This is a genomic window from Saccharomonospora glauca K62, assembly GCF_000243395.2.
Classification (GTDB): Bacteria; Actinomycetota; Actinomycetes; order Mycobacteriales; family Pseudonocardiaceae; genus Saccharomonospora; species Saccharomonospora glauca.
Genome location: NZ_CM001484.1, coordinates 262,243 through 279,488 on the forward strand (window position 1 = coordinate 262,243; position 17,246 = coordinate 279,488).

18 protein-coding genes and 1 pseudogene are annotated in these 17,246 nt (G+C 70.6%); 12 read left to right on the forward strand and 7 right to left on the reverse strand.

The window, feature by feature from the left end:
* Positions 1-100: 100 nt before the first annotated feature.
* From SACGLDRAFT_RS01330 to SACGLDRAFT_RS01340, 3 genes are read left to right on the forward strand one after another with little or no spacing between them, the layout of a single operon-like run.
* Positions 101-1,180: a FecCD family ABC transporter permease gene (locus SACGLDRAFT_RS01330; protein WP_005461116.1), complete on the forward strand. Its 1,080-nt coding sequence runs from the start codon at positions 101-103 to the stop codon at positions 1,178-1,180.
* Positions 1,177-2,271, forward strand: a complete 1,095-nt coding sequence (locus SACGLDRAFT_RS01335; RefSeq protein ID WP_005461117.1) for a FecCD family ABC transporter permease — start codon at positions 1,177-1,179, stop codon at positions 2,269-2,271. Before SACGLDRAFT_RS01330 ends, SACGLDRAFT_RS01335 begins: the two co-directional genes overlap by 4 nt.
* On the forward strand, positions 2,268-3,149 hold the full coding sequence (locus SACGLDRAFT_RS01340) for an ABC transporter ATP-binding protein (protein ID WP_005461120.1): 882 nt from the start codon (positions 2,268-2,270) through the stop codon (positions 3,147-3,149). Before SACGLDRAFT_RS01335 ends, SACGLDRAFT_RS01340 begins: the two co-directional genes overlap by 4 nt.
* Here SACGLDRAFT_RS01340 and purU read toward each other — a convergent pair.
* The 6 genes from purU to SACGLDRAFT_RS01370 form a co-directional block, all read right to left on the reverse strand.
* Positions 3,102-3,908 carry a formyltetrahydrofolate deformylase gene (purU, locus tag SACGLDRAFT_RS01345; protein WP_232284183.1) on the reverse strand — a complete coding sequence of 269 codons (807 nt, stop codon included), beginning with the start codon at positions 3,906-3,908 and terminating at the stop codon, positions 3,102-3,104. The genes SACGLDRAFT_RS01340 and purU overlap by 48 nt on opposite strands.
* A complete protein-coding gene (locus tag SACGLDRAFT_RS22615) occupies positions 3,800-4,453 on the reverse strand; it encodes a DedA family protein (protein WP_332306646.1) in 654 nt (217 codons plus the stop codon). Before SACGLDRAFT_RS22615 ends, purU begins: the two co-directional genes overlap by 109 nt.
* Positions 4,454-4,649: 196 nt before the next feature.
* On the reverse strand, positions 4,650-5,318 hold the full coding sequence (locus SACGLDRAFT_RS01355) for a lysophospholipid acyltransferase family protein (RefSeq protein ID WP_232284051.1): 669 nt from the start codon (positions 5,316-5,318) through the stop codon (positions 4,650-4,652).
* A 74-nt stretch (positions 5,319-5,392) separates the two neighbouring features.
* Positions 5,393-6,151 (reverse strand): GNAT family N-acetyltransferase, encoded by a 759-nt coding sequence (locus SACGLDRAFT_RS01360; RefSeq protein WP_005461124.1) that lies wholly within the window; start codon positions 6,149-6,151, stop codon positions 5,393-5,395.
* A gap of 108 nt (positions 6,152-6,259) precedes the next feature.
* Complete coding sequence (locus SACGLDRAFT_RS01365; RefSeq protein ID WP_005461125.1) at positions 6,260-7,084, reverse strand: class I SAM-dependent methyltransferase; 825 nt, start codon at positions 7,082-7,084, stop codon at positions 6,260-6,262.
* Positions 7,069-7,563 (reverse strand): DUF2505 domain-containing protein, encoded by a 495-nt coding sequence (locus SACGLDRAFT_RS01370; protein ID WP_005461126.1) that lies wholly within the window; start codon positions 7,561-7,563, stop codon positions 7,069-7,071. Before SACGLDRAFT_RS01370 ends, SACGLDRAFT_RS01365 begins: the two co-directional genes overlap by 16 nt.
* A gap of 25 nt (positions 7,564-7,588) precedes the next feature.
* Here SACGLDRAFT_RS01370 and SACGLDRAFT_RS01375 point away from each other — a divergent pair, with 25 nt between their 5' ends.
* Positions 7,589-8,644, forward strand: a complete 1,056-nt coding sequence (locus tag SACGLDRAFT_RS01375) for a UDP-N-acetylmuramate dehydrogenase (RefSeq protein WP_005461133.1) — start codon at positions 7,589-7,591, stop codon at positions 8,642-8,644.
* Positions 8,645-8,659: 15 nt separating this feature from the next.
* Here the strand turns inward: SACGLDRAFT_RS01375 and SACGLDRAFT_RS01380 are convergent, their stop codons facing one another.
* A complete protein-coding gene (locus SACGLDRAFT_RS01380; protein ID WP_005461134.1) occupies positions 8,660-9,391 on the reverse strand; it encodes an SDR family NAD(P)-dependent oxidoreductase in 732 nt (243 codons plus the stop codon).
* A gap of 87 nt (positions 9,392-9,478) precedes the next feature.
* Between SACGLDRAFT_RS01380 and SACGLDRAFT_RS01385 the strand changes: the two genes are divergently transcribed.
* The 8 genes and pseudogenes from SACGLDRAFT_RS01385 to SACGLDRAFT_RS22440 all read left to right on the forward strand — a co-directional run.
* On the forward strand, positions 9,479-10,324 hold the full coding sequence (locus SACGLDRAFT_RS01385; protein WP_040918366.1) for an alpha/beta fold hydrolase: 846 nt from the start codon (positions 9,479-9,481) through the stop codon (positions 10,322-10,324).
* Between the two features lie 4 nt (positions 10,325-10,328).
* Positions 10,329-11,624, forward strand: a complete 1,296-nt coding sequence (gene mshA / locus SACGLDRAFT_RS01390) for a D-inositol-3-phosphate glycosyltransferase (RefSeq protein ID WP_005461136.1) — start codon at positions 10,329-10,331, stop codon at positions 11,622-11,624.
* Positions 11,621-12,157: a type III secretion system chaperone family protein gene (locus SACGLDRAFT_RS01395; RefSeq protein WP_005461137.1), complete on the forward strand. Its 537-nt coding sequence runs from the start codon at positions 11,621-11,623 to the stop codon at positions 12,155-12,157. Before mshA ends, SACGLDRAFT_RS01395 begins: the two co-directional genes overlap by 4 nt.
* Before the next feature lie 490 nt (positions 12,158-12,647).
* The gene (locus tag SACGLDRAFT_RS01400) at positions 12,648-13,406 is read left to right on the forward strand and encodes a phosphoglyceromutase (RefSeq protein ID WP_005461139.1); all 759 of its coding nucleotides are present in this window, start codon (positions 12,648-12,650) and stop codon (positions 13,404-13,406) included.
* A gap of 179 nt (positions 13,407-13,585) precedes the next feature.
* Positions 13,586-14,824 (forward strand): sensor histidine kinase, encoded by a 1,239-nt coding sequence (locus SACGLDRAFT_RS01405; protein WP_005461141.1) that lies wholly within the window; start codon positions 13,586-13,588, stop codon positions 14,822-14,824.
* Positions 14,821-15,510 carry a response regulator transcription factor gene (locus tag SACGLDRAFT_RS01410; protein ID WP_005461143.1) on the forward strand — a complete coding sequence of 230 codons (690 nt, stop codon included), beginning with the start codon at positions 14,821-14,823 and terminating at the stop codon, positions 15,508-15,510. The genes SACGLDRAFT_RS01405 and SACGLDRAFT_RS01410 overlap by 4 nt, the downstream gene beginning before the upstream one ends.
* A gap of 92 nt (positions 15,511-15,602) precedes the next feature.
* Positions 15,603-16,574, forward strand: coding sequence for a Ppx/GppA phosphatase family protein (locus tag SACGLDRAFT_RS01415; protein WP_005461145.1), 972 nt, complete (start codon positions 15,603-15,605; stop codon positions 16,572-16,574).
* A gap of 52 nt (positions 16,575-16,626) precedes the next feature.
* Positions 16,627-17,246, forward strand: a pseudogene (locus SACGLDRAFT_RS22440) (hypothetical protein); the annotation flags it as partial.

The following is a 17,246-nucleotide window of genomic DNA, read 5'->3' on the forward strand; positions in this document are numbered from 1 at the left end:
CGAGCTGCGGACACGCGTGCATAACCTGCGGACACGACCTTGTAAAGGTTAGGCTAACCTAAGCTGGACCGTTTGTTGGTGGTTCGGTTAGCCTCACCTTATGCCGCCGGTCGTGCTCGCTGACCCCGCTTCGGAAATCGAACCGGGGGACAGCGCCGTCTCCGCCCGGCGTTGGTCACGCGTGCTGCGGGTGGGCGGTCTCGTGGTCCTCACCGTCGCGCTCGCCTTCGTCGCGCTGTTGAGCGTGTGGCTCGGGTCCAAGGACATCCCTTTCGGTGACACCTGGGACGTGCTGCTGCATCCGGAAGCCCTGGCGGGCTCGGACACGGCGGTCATCATCCACGACTACCGCATCCCCCGAACCCTGCTGGGGATCGTGGTCGGTGCCGCCCTGGGGCTCTCCGGCGCGCTGATGCAGGCGTTGACCCGCAACCCGCTCGCGGAACCGGGACTGCTCGGGGTCAACACGGGTGCGTCCACCGGCATGGTGGTGGCGATCGCCTTTCTCGGCATCACGTCGGTGCTGGGCTACGTGTGGTTCGCCCTGGTGGGAGCGGCGCTCGCCTCCCTGGTGGTCTACGTACTCGGTGCCACGGGCCGCGGCGCCGCGAGCCCGGAGCGGCTGGTGCTGGCGGGGTCCGCGATCACCGCTGTGCTCTACGCCTTCAACACCGCCGTGCTCCTGTCCGATCCGCAGGCCTACGACGAGTACCGGTTCTGGATGGTCGGCTCGCTGGCGGGGCGCTACTACGACGTCTTGCTGCCCGTGCTGCCGTTCGTCGCGGTGGGGGCGGTCATCGCGTTACTGCTGATGCGCCCGCTCAATGCCTTGGCGATGGGCGACGACCTCGGCAGATCCCTCGGTGTCCGACCGGGCCTGACCAGGGTGTGCGGCGCCGTCGCGGTGACGTTGCTGTGCGGTGCGGCCACGGCCGCCGCCGGGCCGATCGCCTTCGTGGGGCTCGCGGTGCCCCACGCGGTTCGGCTGGTGGTGGGGCCGGACCAGCGTTGGGTGCTGCCGTACTCGCTGGTGGCCGCGCCGTTGCTGCTGGTGGGCTCCGATGTGGTCGGACGTGTGCTGGCGCCGCCCGCCGAGGTGCAGGTCGGCATCGTCACGGCGGTCATCGGGGTGCCCGTGTTCTGCCTGTTGTGTCGACGACGGAGGCTGGCCAGCCTGTGAGCCACGAGAACGCCACCGGGACGCCCGCCGCCTCAGCCCGCCCCGTCACCGGCCGGGTGCTGCGAACACGCCGCGAGGCCGTTGCCCTACGCCTGCCCACCCGCTCGCTCGTCGTGGGCTCGGTGCTCGCGCTCGGCATCCTCGTCACGGCGACGATCACCTTGACCACGGGCGAGTTCGAGCTGTCGCTGTCCGAGGTGCTGAACGTCCTGGTGGGCCGGGGCGAGGGGGCCGCCGACTTCATCGTGGGCACCCTGCGCCTCCCCCGGCTGCTCACGGCGTTGTTCGTGGGCGCCGCGCTCGCGGTGAGCGGGGCGATCCTGCAGACCCTCACACGGAACCCACTCGGCAGCCCCGACTTCGTCGGTTTCACCAACGGCGCGTCCACGGGCGCGCTGGTGATGATCATCGTGGTCGGCGGCACCATGACGCAGGTCGCGCTGGGAGCGCTCGTCGGCGGGCTCGTGACGGCGCTGCTCGTCTACGCGCTGTCGTACCGCCGTCGAGGTGTGCAGAGTTACCGGTTCGTGCTCATGGGCGTGGGCGTCAACGCCCTCGCGTTGTCGGTGAACTCCTACCTGATCACCGAGGCCGACATCTACGACGCCGTGAGCGCACAGGCGTGGTTGATCGGTAGCGTCAACGGCCGGGGCTGGGAGCACGTCGCCGCGTCGGGGCTGGCGTTGGCGGTGTTGCTGCCCGTGGCGCTGAGTCAGTCCCGAGCGTTGTCCATGCTCGAACTCGGTGACCACACCGCCTCCGCGCTCGGGGTCGGCGTGCAGCGCAGCAGGGCGATCCTGATCTCGGCGAGCGTGTTGCTCGCCGGATTCGCCACCGCGGCGGCGGGACCGATCTGGTTCGTCGCGTTGGCGGCACCGCAACTCGCGCGAAGGCTGACGCGTGGTGCCGCGCCGGGGTTGGTGACCTCGGCGTTGCTGGGAGGGCTGCTGCTGACGGTCAGCGATCTGGCGATGGACCGGTTGTTCCCCGCCCAGCAGCTTCCCGTCGGCACGGCAACGGGCTGCCTCGGCGGGCTGTACCTGGTGTGGTTGTTGGCGTCCGAGTGGCGCGGAAAGGGCAGGTACGCGTGACCGAATCGACTTCGGCGCACAGCGAACACGGCACCGGCGGCAGGCTGCGTGCGGAGAACCTCACCCTCGCCTACGACGACGCCGTGGTGGCGCGGGAACTGGGTGTCGAGATCCCGGACGGGTCGTTCACCGTCATCGTGGGGCCCAACGCGTGTGGCAAGTCGACGCTGCTCAAGGCGCTGGCCCGCATGCTCAAGCCGGAGGCCGGGGCGGTGTATCTGGACGGGCGGACCATCACGAGCTACCGCTCCCGTGAGGTGGCCCGGCGACTGGGCCTGCTGCCGCAGAGCTCCATCGCCCCCAGCGGCATCACGGTGGGCGACCTGGTGGCCAGGGGCCGCTATCCGCACCAGCGGCTGTTGCGGCAGTGGTCGTCGCAGGACGAGGCCGTGGTGGTGGAGGCCATGCGCCGTACGGGAGTGGCCGAGCTGGCGAACCGCCTCGTAGACGAGCTGTCGGGTGGGCAGCGGCAGCGGGTGTGGCTCGCGATGGTGCTCGCGCAGCAGACCTCGATCCTGTTGCTCGACGAGCCGACGACGTTCCTCGACATCGCCCACCAGATCGAGGTGCTGGAGCTCTGCGCCGATCTCAACGCCGACGGCCGCACGCTGGTGGCGGTGCTGCACGACCTCAACCAGGCGTGTCGTTACGCCACCAACCTGATCGTGCTCGCGCCGGGAGGGCGCGTGGCGGCGCAGGGCGACCCGTGCGAGATCGTCACCGCCGAGCTCGTCGCCGACGTGTTCGGGCTGCCGTGTCGCATCGTGGACGACCCCGAGACGGGCACGCCGATGATCGTGCCCGCCGCTCGGCGCCGCCGTTCCGGCGGTTCAGAAGACCACGGTGCGGTTGCCGTGCACGAGCACGCGGCTTTCTAGGTGCCACCGCAGGCCGCGCGCGAGCGTGATCTTTTCGATGTCGCGGCCCTTGCGCACCATGTCCTCCACGGTGTCGCGGTGATCGACCCGGATGACGTCCTGTTCGATGATCGGTCCCGCGTCGAGGTCGGCCGTCACGTAGTGGCAGGTGGCGCCCACGAGCTTCACGCCCCGCGCGTACGCCTGGTGGTAGGGGCGGGCGCCGACGAACGACGGCAGGAAGCTGTGGTGGATGTTGATGGCCCGGCCCGCCCACGCCTCGCACAGCTCGGGGGGCAGGATGCGCATGAACCGGGCCAGCACCACGGCGTGCGGATCGTGTTCGTCGACCAGCTTCGCGATCTCGGAGAACGCCGCCGTGCTGTCGTCGTCGAAGGGGATGTGGTGGAACGGGATGCCGTGGGCGCGCGTGATGTCGGCGAGGACGTCGTGGTTGCCGATCACCGCCCGCACGTCGGCGTCGAGCTCACCGGACGCCACTCGGCCGAGCAGGTCGTACAGGCAGTGACCTTCCTTCGTCACCAGGATCACCACACGACGGCGCTCGCCGGTGTCGTCGATACGCCAGTCGGTCTCCGACCCCAGTGACCGCGCCACTCCCGCGAACCGGGCCCGCAGCTCGTCGACGTCGAACGGCACCGAGTCGGCCTTCACCGCCTGTCGGGTGAAGAACCAGCCCGTGTCGGGGTCGGTGTGGTAGGCGGCCTCGACGATCCAACCTCCGATCTCGGCGAGGAAGGAGGAGATCCGGGAGACGATTCCCCTGCGGTCGGGGCAGCCGAAGGTGATGACGTACTGGCGTTCCTGCACGGTTTGCCATTGTCGCTGGTCATGTCGGTGACATGGCCGGTGGGCCGGGGATTCGTGACGGGGGAGACGTCACGGGTCGGCAGCGCCCGCCGCACGAGTTCGGCGACCCCCACGGCGGCGAGGCCGATGCCGAACGCCACCAGCATGCCCAGCGCCGGGTCGTTCGAGAACGCGGAGCCCGCGAGACTTCCCACGGTGACGGCGTATCCGGCCCACACGGCGCAGCCGACGGCGTCGAGCACGACGAACCGCCGGAGCGGGAAGCGGAGGCTGCCGGTGGCCAGTCCGGTGGCCACCCGACCTCCCGGTACGTAGCGGGCCGCGACGACGATGGCGGTCGCGTGGCGATGCACGGTCGTCCTCACCCACTCGTAGCGGCGTCTGCCCTTCTCGCCCGCGAGCACCCGGTCGAGGGTTCGCGGCCCGGCGAGCCTGCCGATTCCGTGGCCCGCGACGTCCCCCGCCAACGCCCCACCCCGCCGCGACGACGGCAAGCAATGCCAGCGAGGCGGGGTCGGGGCCGAGCAGCACGGCGACGGCCATCACCGTGCCCTCGCTCGGCATGAACGGCAGGAGCGCGTCGAGTCCGGCGACACCGAACACGACCACCCACAGCCACGGCGAGCCGGCCAGCCCTTCCACGGTGGACAGGAGGCCGTCCAGCCACTCAGACATGCACGCGCTCCCCACTCACCACCGCGCGTTCCGCCTGCCGGGCGAGCAGGCGACGGTCGCCCACCGGCTCCAGTACGGGGTGGATGACCACGCGGAGCGTGAGGTCGTCCGCCTGAGCACGCGCGCCATCGATCGGGCGAGTGTGTCCTCACCCACGAACGCGGACACGGTGCTCGCGCGACCGCCTTGGAGGTACGACAGCGACACCGGGCGGACGGGGGCGCCCGCGTCGAGCGCGGCCTGGAACGCCGCGTGCCGGAACCGGCCGCCCGGTGCGGAGCAGAACGTGGTGGCCTCGGGGAACACGACCACGGAGTGGCCCGAGCGCAGCCGGTCGGCCACGGCGGTGACGGTGGTAGGCAGCGCGCGAAGCGACCACCGGTCGACGAACACCGTGCCGTTCCGCCGCGCGACCGACGACACCCACGGCCAGTCCGCGACCTCGCGTTTGGCGAGGAAGCCCACGGGTTCCAGAGCGAACAGTCCCACGACGTCGAGCCACGAACGGTGGTTGGCGACGACCAGGGTGCCGACCGCGCGGGGGGCGCTCAAAGCGGGTGCCGTCGCGTCGCCGCGCACGTCGAGAGCGACGTCGAGGGCGTCGAGTACGCGGGCGGCGCGTTCCCGCAGCGAGCCCGCGCCGCTCAGCGCCCTCCCCAGCGCGGCGATTCGGCGGGCTGTCACTCCGGCCGGGACCGGCGGTACGGCGTGCCGGACACAGTCGTCCGGGGTACACGGGGAGTACGCGCGGTAGGGGTTCATCGCGAGTCCCCACCGAGGTAGTGGCGCAGATAGCGGTCGTTGACCCGGTCGAGCGCCAGCAGGACGAAGAAGTCGGCCACGTCGAACTCCGGGTCGTGCGCGGGTGGCCCGCACACCCACGCGCCGAGCCGCAGGTACCCGCGCAGCAGTGGTGGGACGGCGGCGTACGACGCGCGGGCGCTTGCCGGGACGTGCTCCACGGGCCAGGGCCGGTGCGGCCGTACCCGCCAGGGGTGCGGGGCCAGATGCTTCTGCCGCACGAGCCGCCAGGTGTCCGTCGCCGCCTTCCCTTCGTCGGCCAACGGCACCGAGGCACATCCGGCGAGGTAGCGGTGCCCGGACAACAGGGTGTAGCGCGCCAACGCCGCCCACATGAGGTTGATGACCGTGCCGTTGCGGTGGTCGGGGTGCACGCACGAGCGGCCCACTTCGACCATCGTGTCTCGCAGAGGGGCTAGGGCGGTGAGGTTGAACTCCGTTGCCGAGTACAGTCCTTCGCTTCTTCCCGGCGGCAGGATCCGGTAGGTGCCGACCACCTCGCCGGTGACATCGTCGGTGACGAGCAGATGGTCGCAGAGCCGGTCGAAGTCGTCGACGTCCAGAGCCTCCCGGCCGCGCGGCGCCGGGAACGGCAGTCTCGCCCCGAGCTCGCCCGCGAAGACGCGGTGGCGCAGCCGTTGCGCGGCGCGGACCTGCTCGGGGGTGTGGGTGATCGACGTCGTGTAGGTGCGTGGGGGTGCGCCGTTCGTCGTCATGAGGTCTCCTCGTTGTAAGGACCTCATCGAGACTGGCGCGCGGCGAACCCGGTTGAGAAGCGCGGCGAACGCATATCCGGGGAATCTCGGGGACGGTGTGGCCGTCCCCTACCGGTTGCCCCGACCATCCGGGTGGGGGCTTCTCCCGGACACCGTGTGCCACGGGACCGTCACCTCGCCGAGGCGCCAGCGGTTGCGGCCGCCCCGTACCGGCCAGCCCCGCTCGGTGAGCAGCCGTATCGTCTCCGTCCAGCGGGCTCGGGGCCCGAACGCGCCGTAGGGGGCCGCCGCGGCCCAGCATGAGTCCAGGGTGGACATCAAGTCGTGAATGGCCTCGCCCTCGACGTTGCGGTGGATGAGGGCCTTGGGAAGGCGTTCCGCCAAAGTGGATGGGCGCGGCAGGCTCGCGGTCCGGCAGGACAGGGTGAGCGTGCGGGGCCCGTCGTGGGTCAGCGTGACCCACGTGCACAGTCTGCCGACCTCGTCGCACGTGCCTTCGACGAGGACCCCGCCCGGCGTGATGGCCGACAGCATCGCCTCCCACGACGGGGCGACGTCGGCCTCGGAGTACTGCCGGAGCACGTTGAAGGCGCGCACGACGGTGGGGCGGGTGCCCGCGAGTTCGAACCCGCCCCTGCGGAAGTCGAGCCGGGGTGGGTCGGCCACGGCCTTGCCCGCCGCGACCCGTTCGGGGTCGAGTTCGAGGCCCAGCACCCGCACGTCGGGTCGTAGCGTCGCCAGTCGTTGGGCCAGTTCCACCGTGGTCACGGGGGAGGTGCCGTATCCGAGGTCGACGACGAGGGGATCGGCCGCGGCCGACAGCGCCCCGCGCACCAGGGGCTCCCACAGCATCCAGCGATCGATCCTGCGCAGTCGGTTCGGGTTGGTGGTGCCTCGGGTGGGGGAGCCGATCGGTTTCAGCCCGCGAGCCATTGCTTCGTGGCCAGGGCTTCGGTGTCGAGCAACTGCGTCACCTGCTCGGCCACGAAGTTCTCGATCTTTCCTCCGACGAAGGGGATGCGCACGGACACCTCGCCGCGCGTGGTCTGGACGCATCCGTCACCGCTCGGCACCAGCTCGACGTCCGCGGTGATCCGGCCGGGGACGTCGGCGACGGCGACGGTGATGGTCCCGGTGTAACGGTCACCCTGGCGGGTCCAGACGTGCTCCCGCCGCACCGTGAGGTCCCCCGAACGCAGGGTGCGCACGAGGGAGGGCAGTTTGTCGGCCGGGATGCCCTGGAGGAGCGTGTACCGGGCGCCGTGTTCACTCGTCTCGTGGTCGCGCAGCTCGGCGCGATCACCCCCGATCCGCGCGAGCCGCGCACGCAACGCCCGTTCCTCGGTCTGCGCGGCGTAGGTGTCGGCGGCACTGTGGGGGAACGTCGCCCGATGCTCGATACGGGTGGCCATGCGGGGGACAGTACCGTTTGAGGACGTGAGCACTGTCGAAACGGTCGGCCGGAACTCCCTGCGCGAGCACACGACCCTGCGGCTCGGTGGGCCCGCGCGGCGATTCGTCGTGGCCGAGACCACCGACGACCTCGTGGCCCACGTGCGGAAGCTCGACGAGGAGGGCGAGCCGGTGCTGCTCGTCGGCGGTGGCTCGAACCTGGTCGTCGGTGACGCCGGTTTCGACGGCACCGTCGTGAGCATCGCCACCACCGGATGGAGCGACGACTTCCGGACGGTGGCGGCGGGGCAGGACTGGGACACCTACGTGGCCGCCACGGTGGCGGCCGGACTCGGCGGCCTCGAATGTCTTTCGGGCATTCCCGGCCGGGCCGGGGCCACGCCCATCCAGAACGTCGGCGCGTACGGCTGTGAGATCAGCCAGGTGCTCGAGTCGATCGAGCTGTACGACCGCCGGGACCGCGAGGTGAGGACCGTTCCCGCCGACGAACTGGGCTTCGCCTACCGCACCAGCGTGCTCAAGGGCACCGATTCGGGTGTCGTGCTGTCGGTGCGCTTCCGGCTCGCGGACGACGGCCTCTCGGTGCCCGTCCGCTACGCCGAACTCGCCCGCAGGCTCGGCGTGGACATCGGGGAGCGGGTGCCGGTGGCCAGGGTCCGCGAGGCGGTGCTCGCGCTGCGGCGCGGCAAGGGCATGGTGCTCGACCCGGACGACCACGACACCTGGAGCGCGGGGTCGTTCTTCACCAACCCCGTCGTGCCGGAGGCCGAGCTGCCGCGGGTGCTCGAACGGATCGCCGACGTGGTCGGCGCCGAGGCGGCCGTTCCGAAGTACCCGGCCGACGGTGGGGTCAAGCTGTCCGCCGCCTGGCTCATCGAGCGGGCCGGTTTCGGCAAGGGACATCCGGGGCCGGGAGGCCGGGTGTCGTTGTCCACCAAGCACACGCTGGCACTCACCAACAGGGGCGGGGCCACCACCGCCGACCTGCTCGCCTTGGCGAGGCAGGTCCGCGACGGTGTGCTCGAACGGTTCGGAGTCGAACTGCGGCCGGAACCCCTGCTGGTGAACTGCGAGCTGTGAGGCCCGTGCCCGCGCTCACTGCCGATGGACTCGGCTGCCGTTGTACTGCGCCGTCGGCTTGATCACGATCTGGTCGAGGTTGACGTGCGGCGGGCGGGTCGCGGCGAACGCGATCACCTCGGCCACGTCCTCGGCGGTCAACGGCGTGAGCCCCTCGTAGACCTTGGCCGCGCGTTCGGTGTCACCGTCGAAACGGTTGACGGAGAACTCAGTCTCCACCATTCCCGGAACGATCTCGGTGAACCGCAGTGGGTCGCCGAGGTGTTCCGATCTCAGGGTCCGGTGCAGTGCCGACTGGGCGTGCTTGGCCGAGGTGTAGCCGGCGCCGCCGTCGTAGACCTCGTGGCCCGCGATGGAGGTGACGGTGATGACGTGCCCGTCCCCGGAGTCGAGCAGTTTCGGCAGCAGGGCTTTGGTGACGCGGAGCGTTCCGAGCACGTTCGTCTGCCACATCCACCGCCAGCGTTCCTCGTCGGCGTGCTCCACGCGGTCGAGCCCCTTCGCGCCGCCCGCGTTGTTGACCAGCACGTGGCATTCGGGGATCTGGGCGGCGAACGAGGTGACGGACTCGGCGTCGGTGACGTCGAGCGGGAGCGCGGTGCCGGAGAGTTCCTCCGCCAGCGGACGCAGCCTGTCCAGCCGCCGGGCACCGAGGACGACGTGGAAACCGGCGGCGGCGAGAGCCCGCGCGGACGCCGCGCCGATACCGGCGCTGGCTCCTGTGATGACTGCCGTTCGGGTGTTCATGACACCCGATGCTGCCAGGTAATGTGGGCGTGCTCATCGGCGGTTCGCGGTGTGGCAGCGGCTTGCGGAGGAGATTTGACGAGGCGGATGAGGTCGGAAGTCGTCGGTGCGTCAGGTGTTCGGATCGGAGTACGGATCGACGGCGATCGCGACGCTCCCGCGCTCGTGTTCGTCCACGGCTGGGCCCAGTCGGGGCGGGTCTGGGACCCGCAGTTCGCCGACCCCGAGCTTCGCGAGCGGTTCCGGTTGATCGCCCCCGACCTGCGGGGACACGGTGACTCCGACGTGCCCGAGGGCGGCTACGACGACCCGCGGGCCTGGGCGGACGACCTTGCCGCCGTGCTCTCGTCGGCGGGTGGCGACGCGGTGGTGGTGGGCTGGTCCTACGGGGGCCTGGTCATCACCGACTACCTGCGCGTCCACGGCACGCGCGGGCTGGCGGGGATCGTCTTCGTCGGTGCCATCACCGAGATCGGCAAGGGGCGTCCCGGAGGGCGCGTCGGACCGGCGATGGCGGGTGCGTTGCCCGCCGCGTTGTCGGACGACCTCGACGTGGCTCTTCCCGCGCTCAGGTCGCTGGCCGAGGGGATGGCACACCGGCCGGTTCCCGGCGAGGTCGCGCAGGCACTGCTGGGTGCCAGCTTGGCCGTTCCGCCGAGGGTCCGCAAGGCGCTGTTCCGCAGGGACGTCGACAGCGCCGACGTGCTCGCCTCGGTCGACGTGCCCGTGCTCGTGGTCCACGGCACCGACGACGCCGTAGTGGACGTCACGGCGGGCGAGTACACGGCCGGGAAGATTGCGGGGGCATCGACGCGTTGGTGGCCAGGGGTGGGCCATCTACCGTTCGTCGAGTCCGCGCGGGAGTTCGACGCCACACTGCGGGGGTTCGCCGAACAGGCCTTCGAAGGCGTCCTCGGCCGAGCAGAAAGGTGATTCGGTGACGATCTCCCGACACCGGGCGGCCCTCCGGCCGCGCCGGATCGCGGTGCTGTCCGTACACACCTCGCCGTTGGAACAACCCGGCACGAACGACGCGGGCGGCATGAACGTCTACATCTCCCAGACGGCGGTGGAGATGGCGCGTCGTGGAACGAGTGTCGAGGTGTTCACGCGAGCGACGTCGTCCGACCAGCCGCCCGTGGTGGAGCTTGCGCCCGGTGTGATCGTGCGGCACATCCCGGCGGGGCCGTTCGAACCGTTGACGCGTGGTGAGCTGCCGTCCCAGCTCTGCGCCTTCACCTCGGGTGTCCTGCGTACCGAGGCGTTCCAGGAGCCGGGCCACTACGACTTGATCCACTCGCACTACTGGCTGTCCGGGCAGGTGGGCTGGCTGGCCCGCGAGCGCTGGGGCGTGCCGCTGGTGCACACCGCTCACACCTTGGCGAAGGTGAAGAACGCCTCGCTGGCGGAAGGGGACACCCCCGAGCCGCGCACCCGCGTCATCGGCGAGGAGCAGGTGGTGGCCGAGGCCGACCGGCTGGTGGTGAACACCGCCGTGGAGGCCGAGCAGCTCGTGCGCCTCTACAACGCCGATCCCGGCGCCGTGCGCACGGTCTCGCCGGGGGTGGACCTGGAGCGGTTCCGGCCGGGCAGTGTCAGCGCCGCCAGGGCCGCGTTGGATCTGCCCGGCGACGCGGTGGTATTCGCCTTCGCGGGCCGTATCCAGCCGCTGAAGGCGCCCGACGTGCTGCTGCGGGCCGCGGCCGTGCTCGTCCGTCGCGATCCCGACCTGCGACGCAGGCTCGTCGTGCTCGTGGCGGGAGGCCCGTCGGGCACGGGGCTGGAACACCCCACGGCGTTGCGGAAGCTCGCCGCCGACCTCGGTATCAGCGACCTTGTCCGCTTCCTGCCGCCTCAGGGCGGACAGGACCTGGTGAACGTCTACCGTGCCGCCGACGTCGTCGCGGTACCGAGCCACAACGAGTCGTTCGGCCTGGTCGCCCTCGAAGCCCAGGCCTGCGGCACCCCCGTGGTCGCCGCGCGGGTCGGTGGCCTGCCCGTCGCCGTCGCCGACGGCGAGTCGGGCGTGCTCGTACCCACCCACGCCCCCGAGGACTGGGCCGACGCGCTCGCCGGGGTCGCGCTGCGGCCGGAGGTGCGGGCGGCGTTGGCGCGCGGCGCTCGTCGACATGCGGCACGGTTCTCGTGGCAGCGCACCACGGACGCGTTGCTGGACACCTACGCGGAGGCCACGAGGGCGTTCCGCGGCACGGCACTGGAGGTGGCGGTGTGACCGGTTCCGAACACGGCAGCCGGGTGGATGCGTTGATCCGGTCGACACTCGACGCGGCAGGTCTCGAGTACAACCGGCGCCGGGAGGGGGTGTACTTCGTCACACTGCCGGGCACGAAGAAGCTCCAGACCAACTGCTGGCTGATCGCCAGGGAGCACTCGCTGGCCGTGGAGGCGTTCGTGTGTCGGCGGCCCGACGAGGCCCACGAGGACGTCTACCGGTTCCTGCTGCGTCGTAACGCGAAGCTCTACGGTGTCCACTACACCATCGACTCCGTCGGTGACATCTACCTCGTCGGCCGGTTCGGATTGGACGCCGTCACCGAGTCGGAACTCGACAAGGTGCTCGGTCAGGTGCTGGAAGCGGCCGACGGCGATTTCAACACGTTGCTGGAGATCGGCTTCGCGACCTCCATCCGGCGGGAGTGGGATTGGCGGGTCTCGCGCGGGGAATCGCTGGCGAACCTCAAGGCATTCGAGCACCTGGTGCGGCCCGAGTCCCCGCATACGCCGGGTTCGCTCACGTCGGACTGATCGACCGCGGGACCCGACGGGAACTTGAGGGTCGTCGTGATCGTTTAAAGAAGTAGGACCACGGGGTGTCGCGGGGCGGCTCGAGGGAGGGGGGAGTCGCGAACTCGAGCCGCCCCGCTGACGTTCCCGCCGCGTGGACCCGGTGGCGAGGGGGATGCCAACGGGGCCGGCGGGGCGCAGCTCGGCAGGGGGGAGACGAGCTGCGTCTCTGCCCGGCTTCGGCCGGGGAGTGCGTGGTGACCGGCCGAGCGGGTTGTAGTCAACTTGTCAGACTCAGGTCTGTAATCACAAGACTACGCACTACCCCAATAGGGTGAAATTCGCCCCCTTGGTTAACGCGTTGCAATTCTCTTCACGGAGATGACACGTCGTTGGCAGACTGCCTAGGGATCGGGTGAAGATCAATTCCACTGTGGGCAACCGTCGGTAGAAAAGCCCGGCCGGCGCGCGGCCCCGACCACCCGAACGGCGGCATGGCAGGCTTGGGGTTATGGCCGAACTTGGAACCCTGGTGCTGCTGCGACACGGGCAGAGCACGTGGAATGCGGAGAACCTGTTCACGGGCTGGGTCGACGTCCCGCTCTCCGAGCAGGGCGAAGCCGAGGCCCGGCGGGGCGGCGAACTCCTCGTCGAGGCGGGCCTGCTCCCCGACGTCGTCCACACGTCGCTGCTGCGTCGCGCGATTGCGACGGCGAACATCGCCCTCGACGTCGCCGACCGCCACTGGATCGACGTGCGCAGGAGCTGGCGCCTCAACGAACGGCACTACGGCGCGCTCCAGGGCAAGAACAAGAAGCAGACGCTGGAGCAGTTCGGCGAGGAACAGTTCATGCTGTGGCGGCGTTCCTACGACACCCCGCCGCCGCCCATCGAGGCCGACAGCGAGTACAGCCAGGAGGGCGACCCGCGCTACGCCGGACTCGGCGACGAGATGCCGAGGACCGAGTGCCTCAAGGACGTAGTGGCGCGCCTGCTGCCGTACTGGGAGTCCGCGATCGTGCCCGACCTCAGGGCGGGCCGGACGGTGCTCGTCGCCGCGCACGGCAACTCGCTGCGCGCCCTGGTCAAGCACCTCGACGGCATCTCCGACGCCGACATCGCCGGGCTCAACATCCCGACGGGCATCCCGCTGCGCTACGACCTCCGCGACGTCGACGGCGACCTGAAGCCGACCAACCCCGGCGGCACCTACCTCGACCCCGAGGAGGCCGAGAAGGCCGCCGCGGCCGTGGCCAACCAGGGTCGCTGAGACGACATCGAACGAGGACCGTGCCGGCTGGGAAGGTGAACCCTCCCCAGCCGGGTCCCGGCCGTTCGGTGAACGAGTGGTGACGCGCCGGCGAACGAGACGGTGGAACATGTCACGACGGTCACGAGAACGCTTCCGGTACTAGGCTTTCGGGCCACTTTCGTGCCTACGATGCCACCGTGACGGCGCCCGCTACGTTCGCGCTGGCCATCACCGCTGTGGTGATCGGCCTTCTCGTCGGTATAGCCGTCGGCAGGTCCGGCCTCGCCCGCAGACGCTCGGGAGCGCGAGGACCCACGGCCGCGGAGTTGCTCGACCGGTCCATGCGCTCGTCCAACAACGGCGTGCTGATCCTCAACCGCTTCGGCGACCTGGTGCTCCACAACCGCCGGGCGGAGGCACTCGGTCTCGTCCGGCAGAACCAGGCCGACGTCCGGGCACGCAAGGCGGCGGAGCGGGTGGCCGACACCAACGAGGCCACCGAGATCGACCTCTCCCCCCTCGCGGTGCGAGGACGAGGACCCCAGGCCGTGCTCGGCGAGGTCCGGCCTCTCGGTGACGGATTCACCGTGGTCGAGGCCGTCGACCACTCCGACGCCGTGCGCCTGGAGGCCACTCGACGGGACTTCGTCGCCAACGTCAGCCACGAGCTGAAGACCCCCGTCGGTGCCATCGCGCTGCTCGCGGAGGCCGTTCTCGACGCGGCGGACGACGCCGAGGAGGTCCGGCGGTTCGGTGAGAAGATCCTGCGCGAGTCCACGCGGCTGGGCAGGCTCGTCACCGAGCTGATCGAGCTGTCGCGGCTGCAGGGCGCGGAGAAGCTTCCGGAACTGACCGTGGTGGACGTGGACACCGTGGTGGCCGAGGCCCTGGGACGTACCCGGCTCGCCGCCGAGTCCGCCGACATCCGGATCACCACCGACAAGGTCAGCGGCCTCACCGTCGAGGGCGACCGCACGCTGCTCGTCACCGCGCTGTCGAACCTGCTGGACAACGCCGTGGCGTACTCGCAGGCGGGCAGTCCCGTGTCGATCAGCCGCAAGCTCGTCGACGGCTACGTCGAGATCGCCGTCACCGACCGCGGTATCGGCATCGCCGAGGCCGACCAGCAGCGGGTGTTCGAGCGTTTCTACCGGGCCGACAAGGCTCGCTCCCGCGCCACCGGCGGGACGGGGCTCGGACTGGCCATCGTGAAGCACGTCGCCGCGAACCACGGCGGTGAGGTTCGGTTGTGGAGCAGGCCGGGGGTCGGCTCCACGTTCACGCTGCGTATACCGGCCCACCAGGGCGCCGACCAACCGGCCGGGGAGGCATCCCCCACCGCCTCCGAGGCCGCCACGAGGTCGGGTTCGGGCTCACGGCGCGCACGACCCGCGACCGTGGCCGCACAGGAAAGCACCGGAGGAGGAGTGTCGTGACCAGGGTCCTGATCGTGGAGGACGAGGAGTCTTTCGCCGACCCGCTGGCCTTCCTGCTGCGGAAGGAGGGGTTCACGGCCGCCATCGCAAACGACGGCAAGCAGGCCCTGGAGGAGTTCGACCGCAACGGCGCCGACATCGTCCTGCTCGACCTCATGCTGCCGGGGATGAGCGGCACGGACGTCTGCAAGCAGCTCCGCCAGCGTTCCGGCGTGCCGGTGATCATGGTGACGGCTCGGGACAGCGAGATCGACAAGGTGGTAGGCCTGGAGCTGGGGGCCGACGACTACGTCACCAAGCCCTACTCGGCGCGAGAACTCATCGCTCGCATCCGCGCGGTGCTGCGGCGGGGCGGGGAGGCCGCGGCCGACTCCCAGCAGACCCAGTCCGTGCTGACGGCGGGCCCGGTGCGCATGGACGTCGAGCGACACGTGGTGACGGTGAACGGCACCGAGGTGGCGCTGCCGCTCAAGGAGTTCGACCTGCTGGAGTACCTCCTGCGCAACGTCGGCCGCGTGCTCACGCGTGGCCAGCTCATCGACCGGGTGTGGGGGGCCGACTACGTCGGGGACACCAAGACCCTGGACGTCCATGTCAAGCGTCTTCGGTCGAAGATCGAGCCGGACCCCGGTTCGCCGCGACATCTGGTCACCGTTCGTGGGTTGGGCTATAAATTCGAAGCCTGAAACACGACGTTCGGCGCAGAGTGACGACCGCCGAGCGGTTCACGTGCTAGGTCACAGCGGTATCACGCGGACGGACGGTACCGTAGGGCTTTGTGCGCCTAGGGGTACTCGATGTCGGATCGAACACGGTCCACCTGTTGGTGGTGGACGCGCATCGTGGTGCCCATCCCACGCCGATGCACTCCGAGAAGACGGTGTTGCGCCTCGTTGAGCGCATCGACTCCGACGGCGAGCTCGACAAGAAGGCCGCCGACGAGCTGGTGCTCGCGGTCGCCGAGGCCCGCGACGCGGCCGGACGACTCGGCTGCGAGGAGCTCATGTCGTTCGCGACGTCGGCGATCAGGGACGCCGTCAACGCCGACGAGGTGCTCCGGCGGGTCGTCGACGAGACCGGCGTCGAGCTGCGGGTGCTGAGCGGCGCGCAGGAAGCCACCCTCACGTTCCTCGCCGTGCGCCGGTGGTTCGGCTGGTCGGCGGGACGCCTGCTGGTGCTCGACATCGGTGGTGGCTCCCTGGAGATCGCGACGGGAGTGGACGAGCAACCCGAGCTCGCCGAGTCGTTGCCCCTCGGCGCAGGACGCATCACGCGCACACGCTTCGCGCACGACCCGCCGACGCGTTCGGAAGTGGTCTCCACCACGGCGTGGCTGGAGGGCGAGCTCGGTGACCTCGCTCGTCGCGTCGTGAGCACGGGGGTGCCCGACCGGGTCGTGGCGACGTCGAAGACGTTCCGATCGTTGGCTCGGCTGACGGGGGCGGCCCCGTCGTCGGCGGGGCCGCGGGTGAGCCGCGTGCTAACCCAAGCCGGGCTGAGGCAGCTCATCGCGTTCATCTCACGGATGTCGTCGGACGACCTCGCGCAGTTGGAGGGCGTGAGTCCCAGTCGCGCCCACCAGCTCGTCGCGGGCGCCCTCGTGGCGGAGAGCACGATGCGGGCGCTGTCACTGGAGTCCTTGGAAATCTGTCCCTGGGCCCTACGGGAGGGTGTCATCCTGCAACGGTTGGACCACTCCGACGGCACAGAACAGACTGCTTTGCTGACCGGCCGGAGGCGGGACGCATGATGCCTGGGTTCACACTGGACGTATCGAACGGGCGACGGGCACGGTGGAAAGGATGACTCGAGACAGCGACGGCGGGCGGGCTCAGAAGACCGTGGCCGAGCTTCTCGCCGAACACGGCGGCGGGAAGGTCAGCGGCACACCGCGTCGGCGGCGGCGCCGTGCTGCCGACGACGAGTCTCAGCCGGGAATCACTGACACGGCACCGCAGGCCATCATCGACCGGGTCCGAGCTGAAGGACCTCCTCCCGGTGTGGGCGCGGCGAACGGTCGGCTGAGGAGCCGGGCCGCGGAGCCGGACGAGCCGCGAGGCGGGCAGCCGCGTACGGGGCGGCAGCAGGTTCCGCCGCGTCGACCGCAGAACTCGGGTGGGTACCCGGCGCCGGGCGGCGGGGAGGGGACCACTCGGCCGCCGCTGTCGCCACCCGGCCAGGGAGCCGCGAGGCCGACGAGGGAGAACTCCCCGCCCACGCAGTCGAGCCTGCCCCCGAGCACCGCGCACAGCACCGGCTACGGCAAGCCGACCACGAACGGCTTCCGCATCCCGCCGAAGCAGCAGAGCAGCGGCCCCAACCCGCTGCCGCCGGGCGGGGGCGCTCCGGGCCAGGGGCCCAAGTCACCCGCACCGGGGGCGCCGAAGCCGCCGCACGACGCGGCGAGTCCGATGGCGGCCAC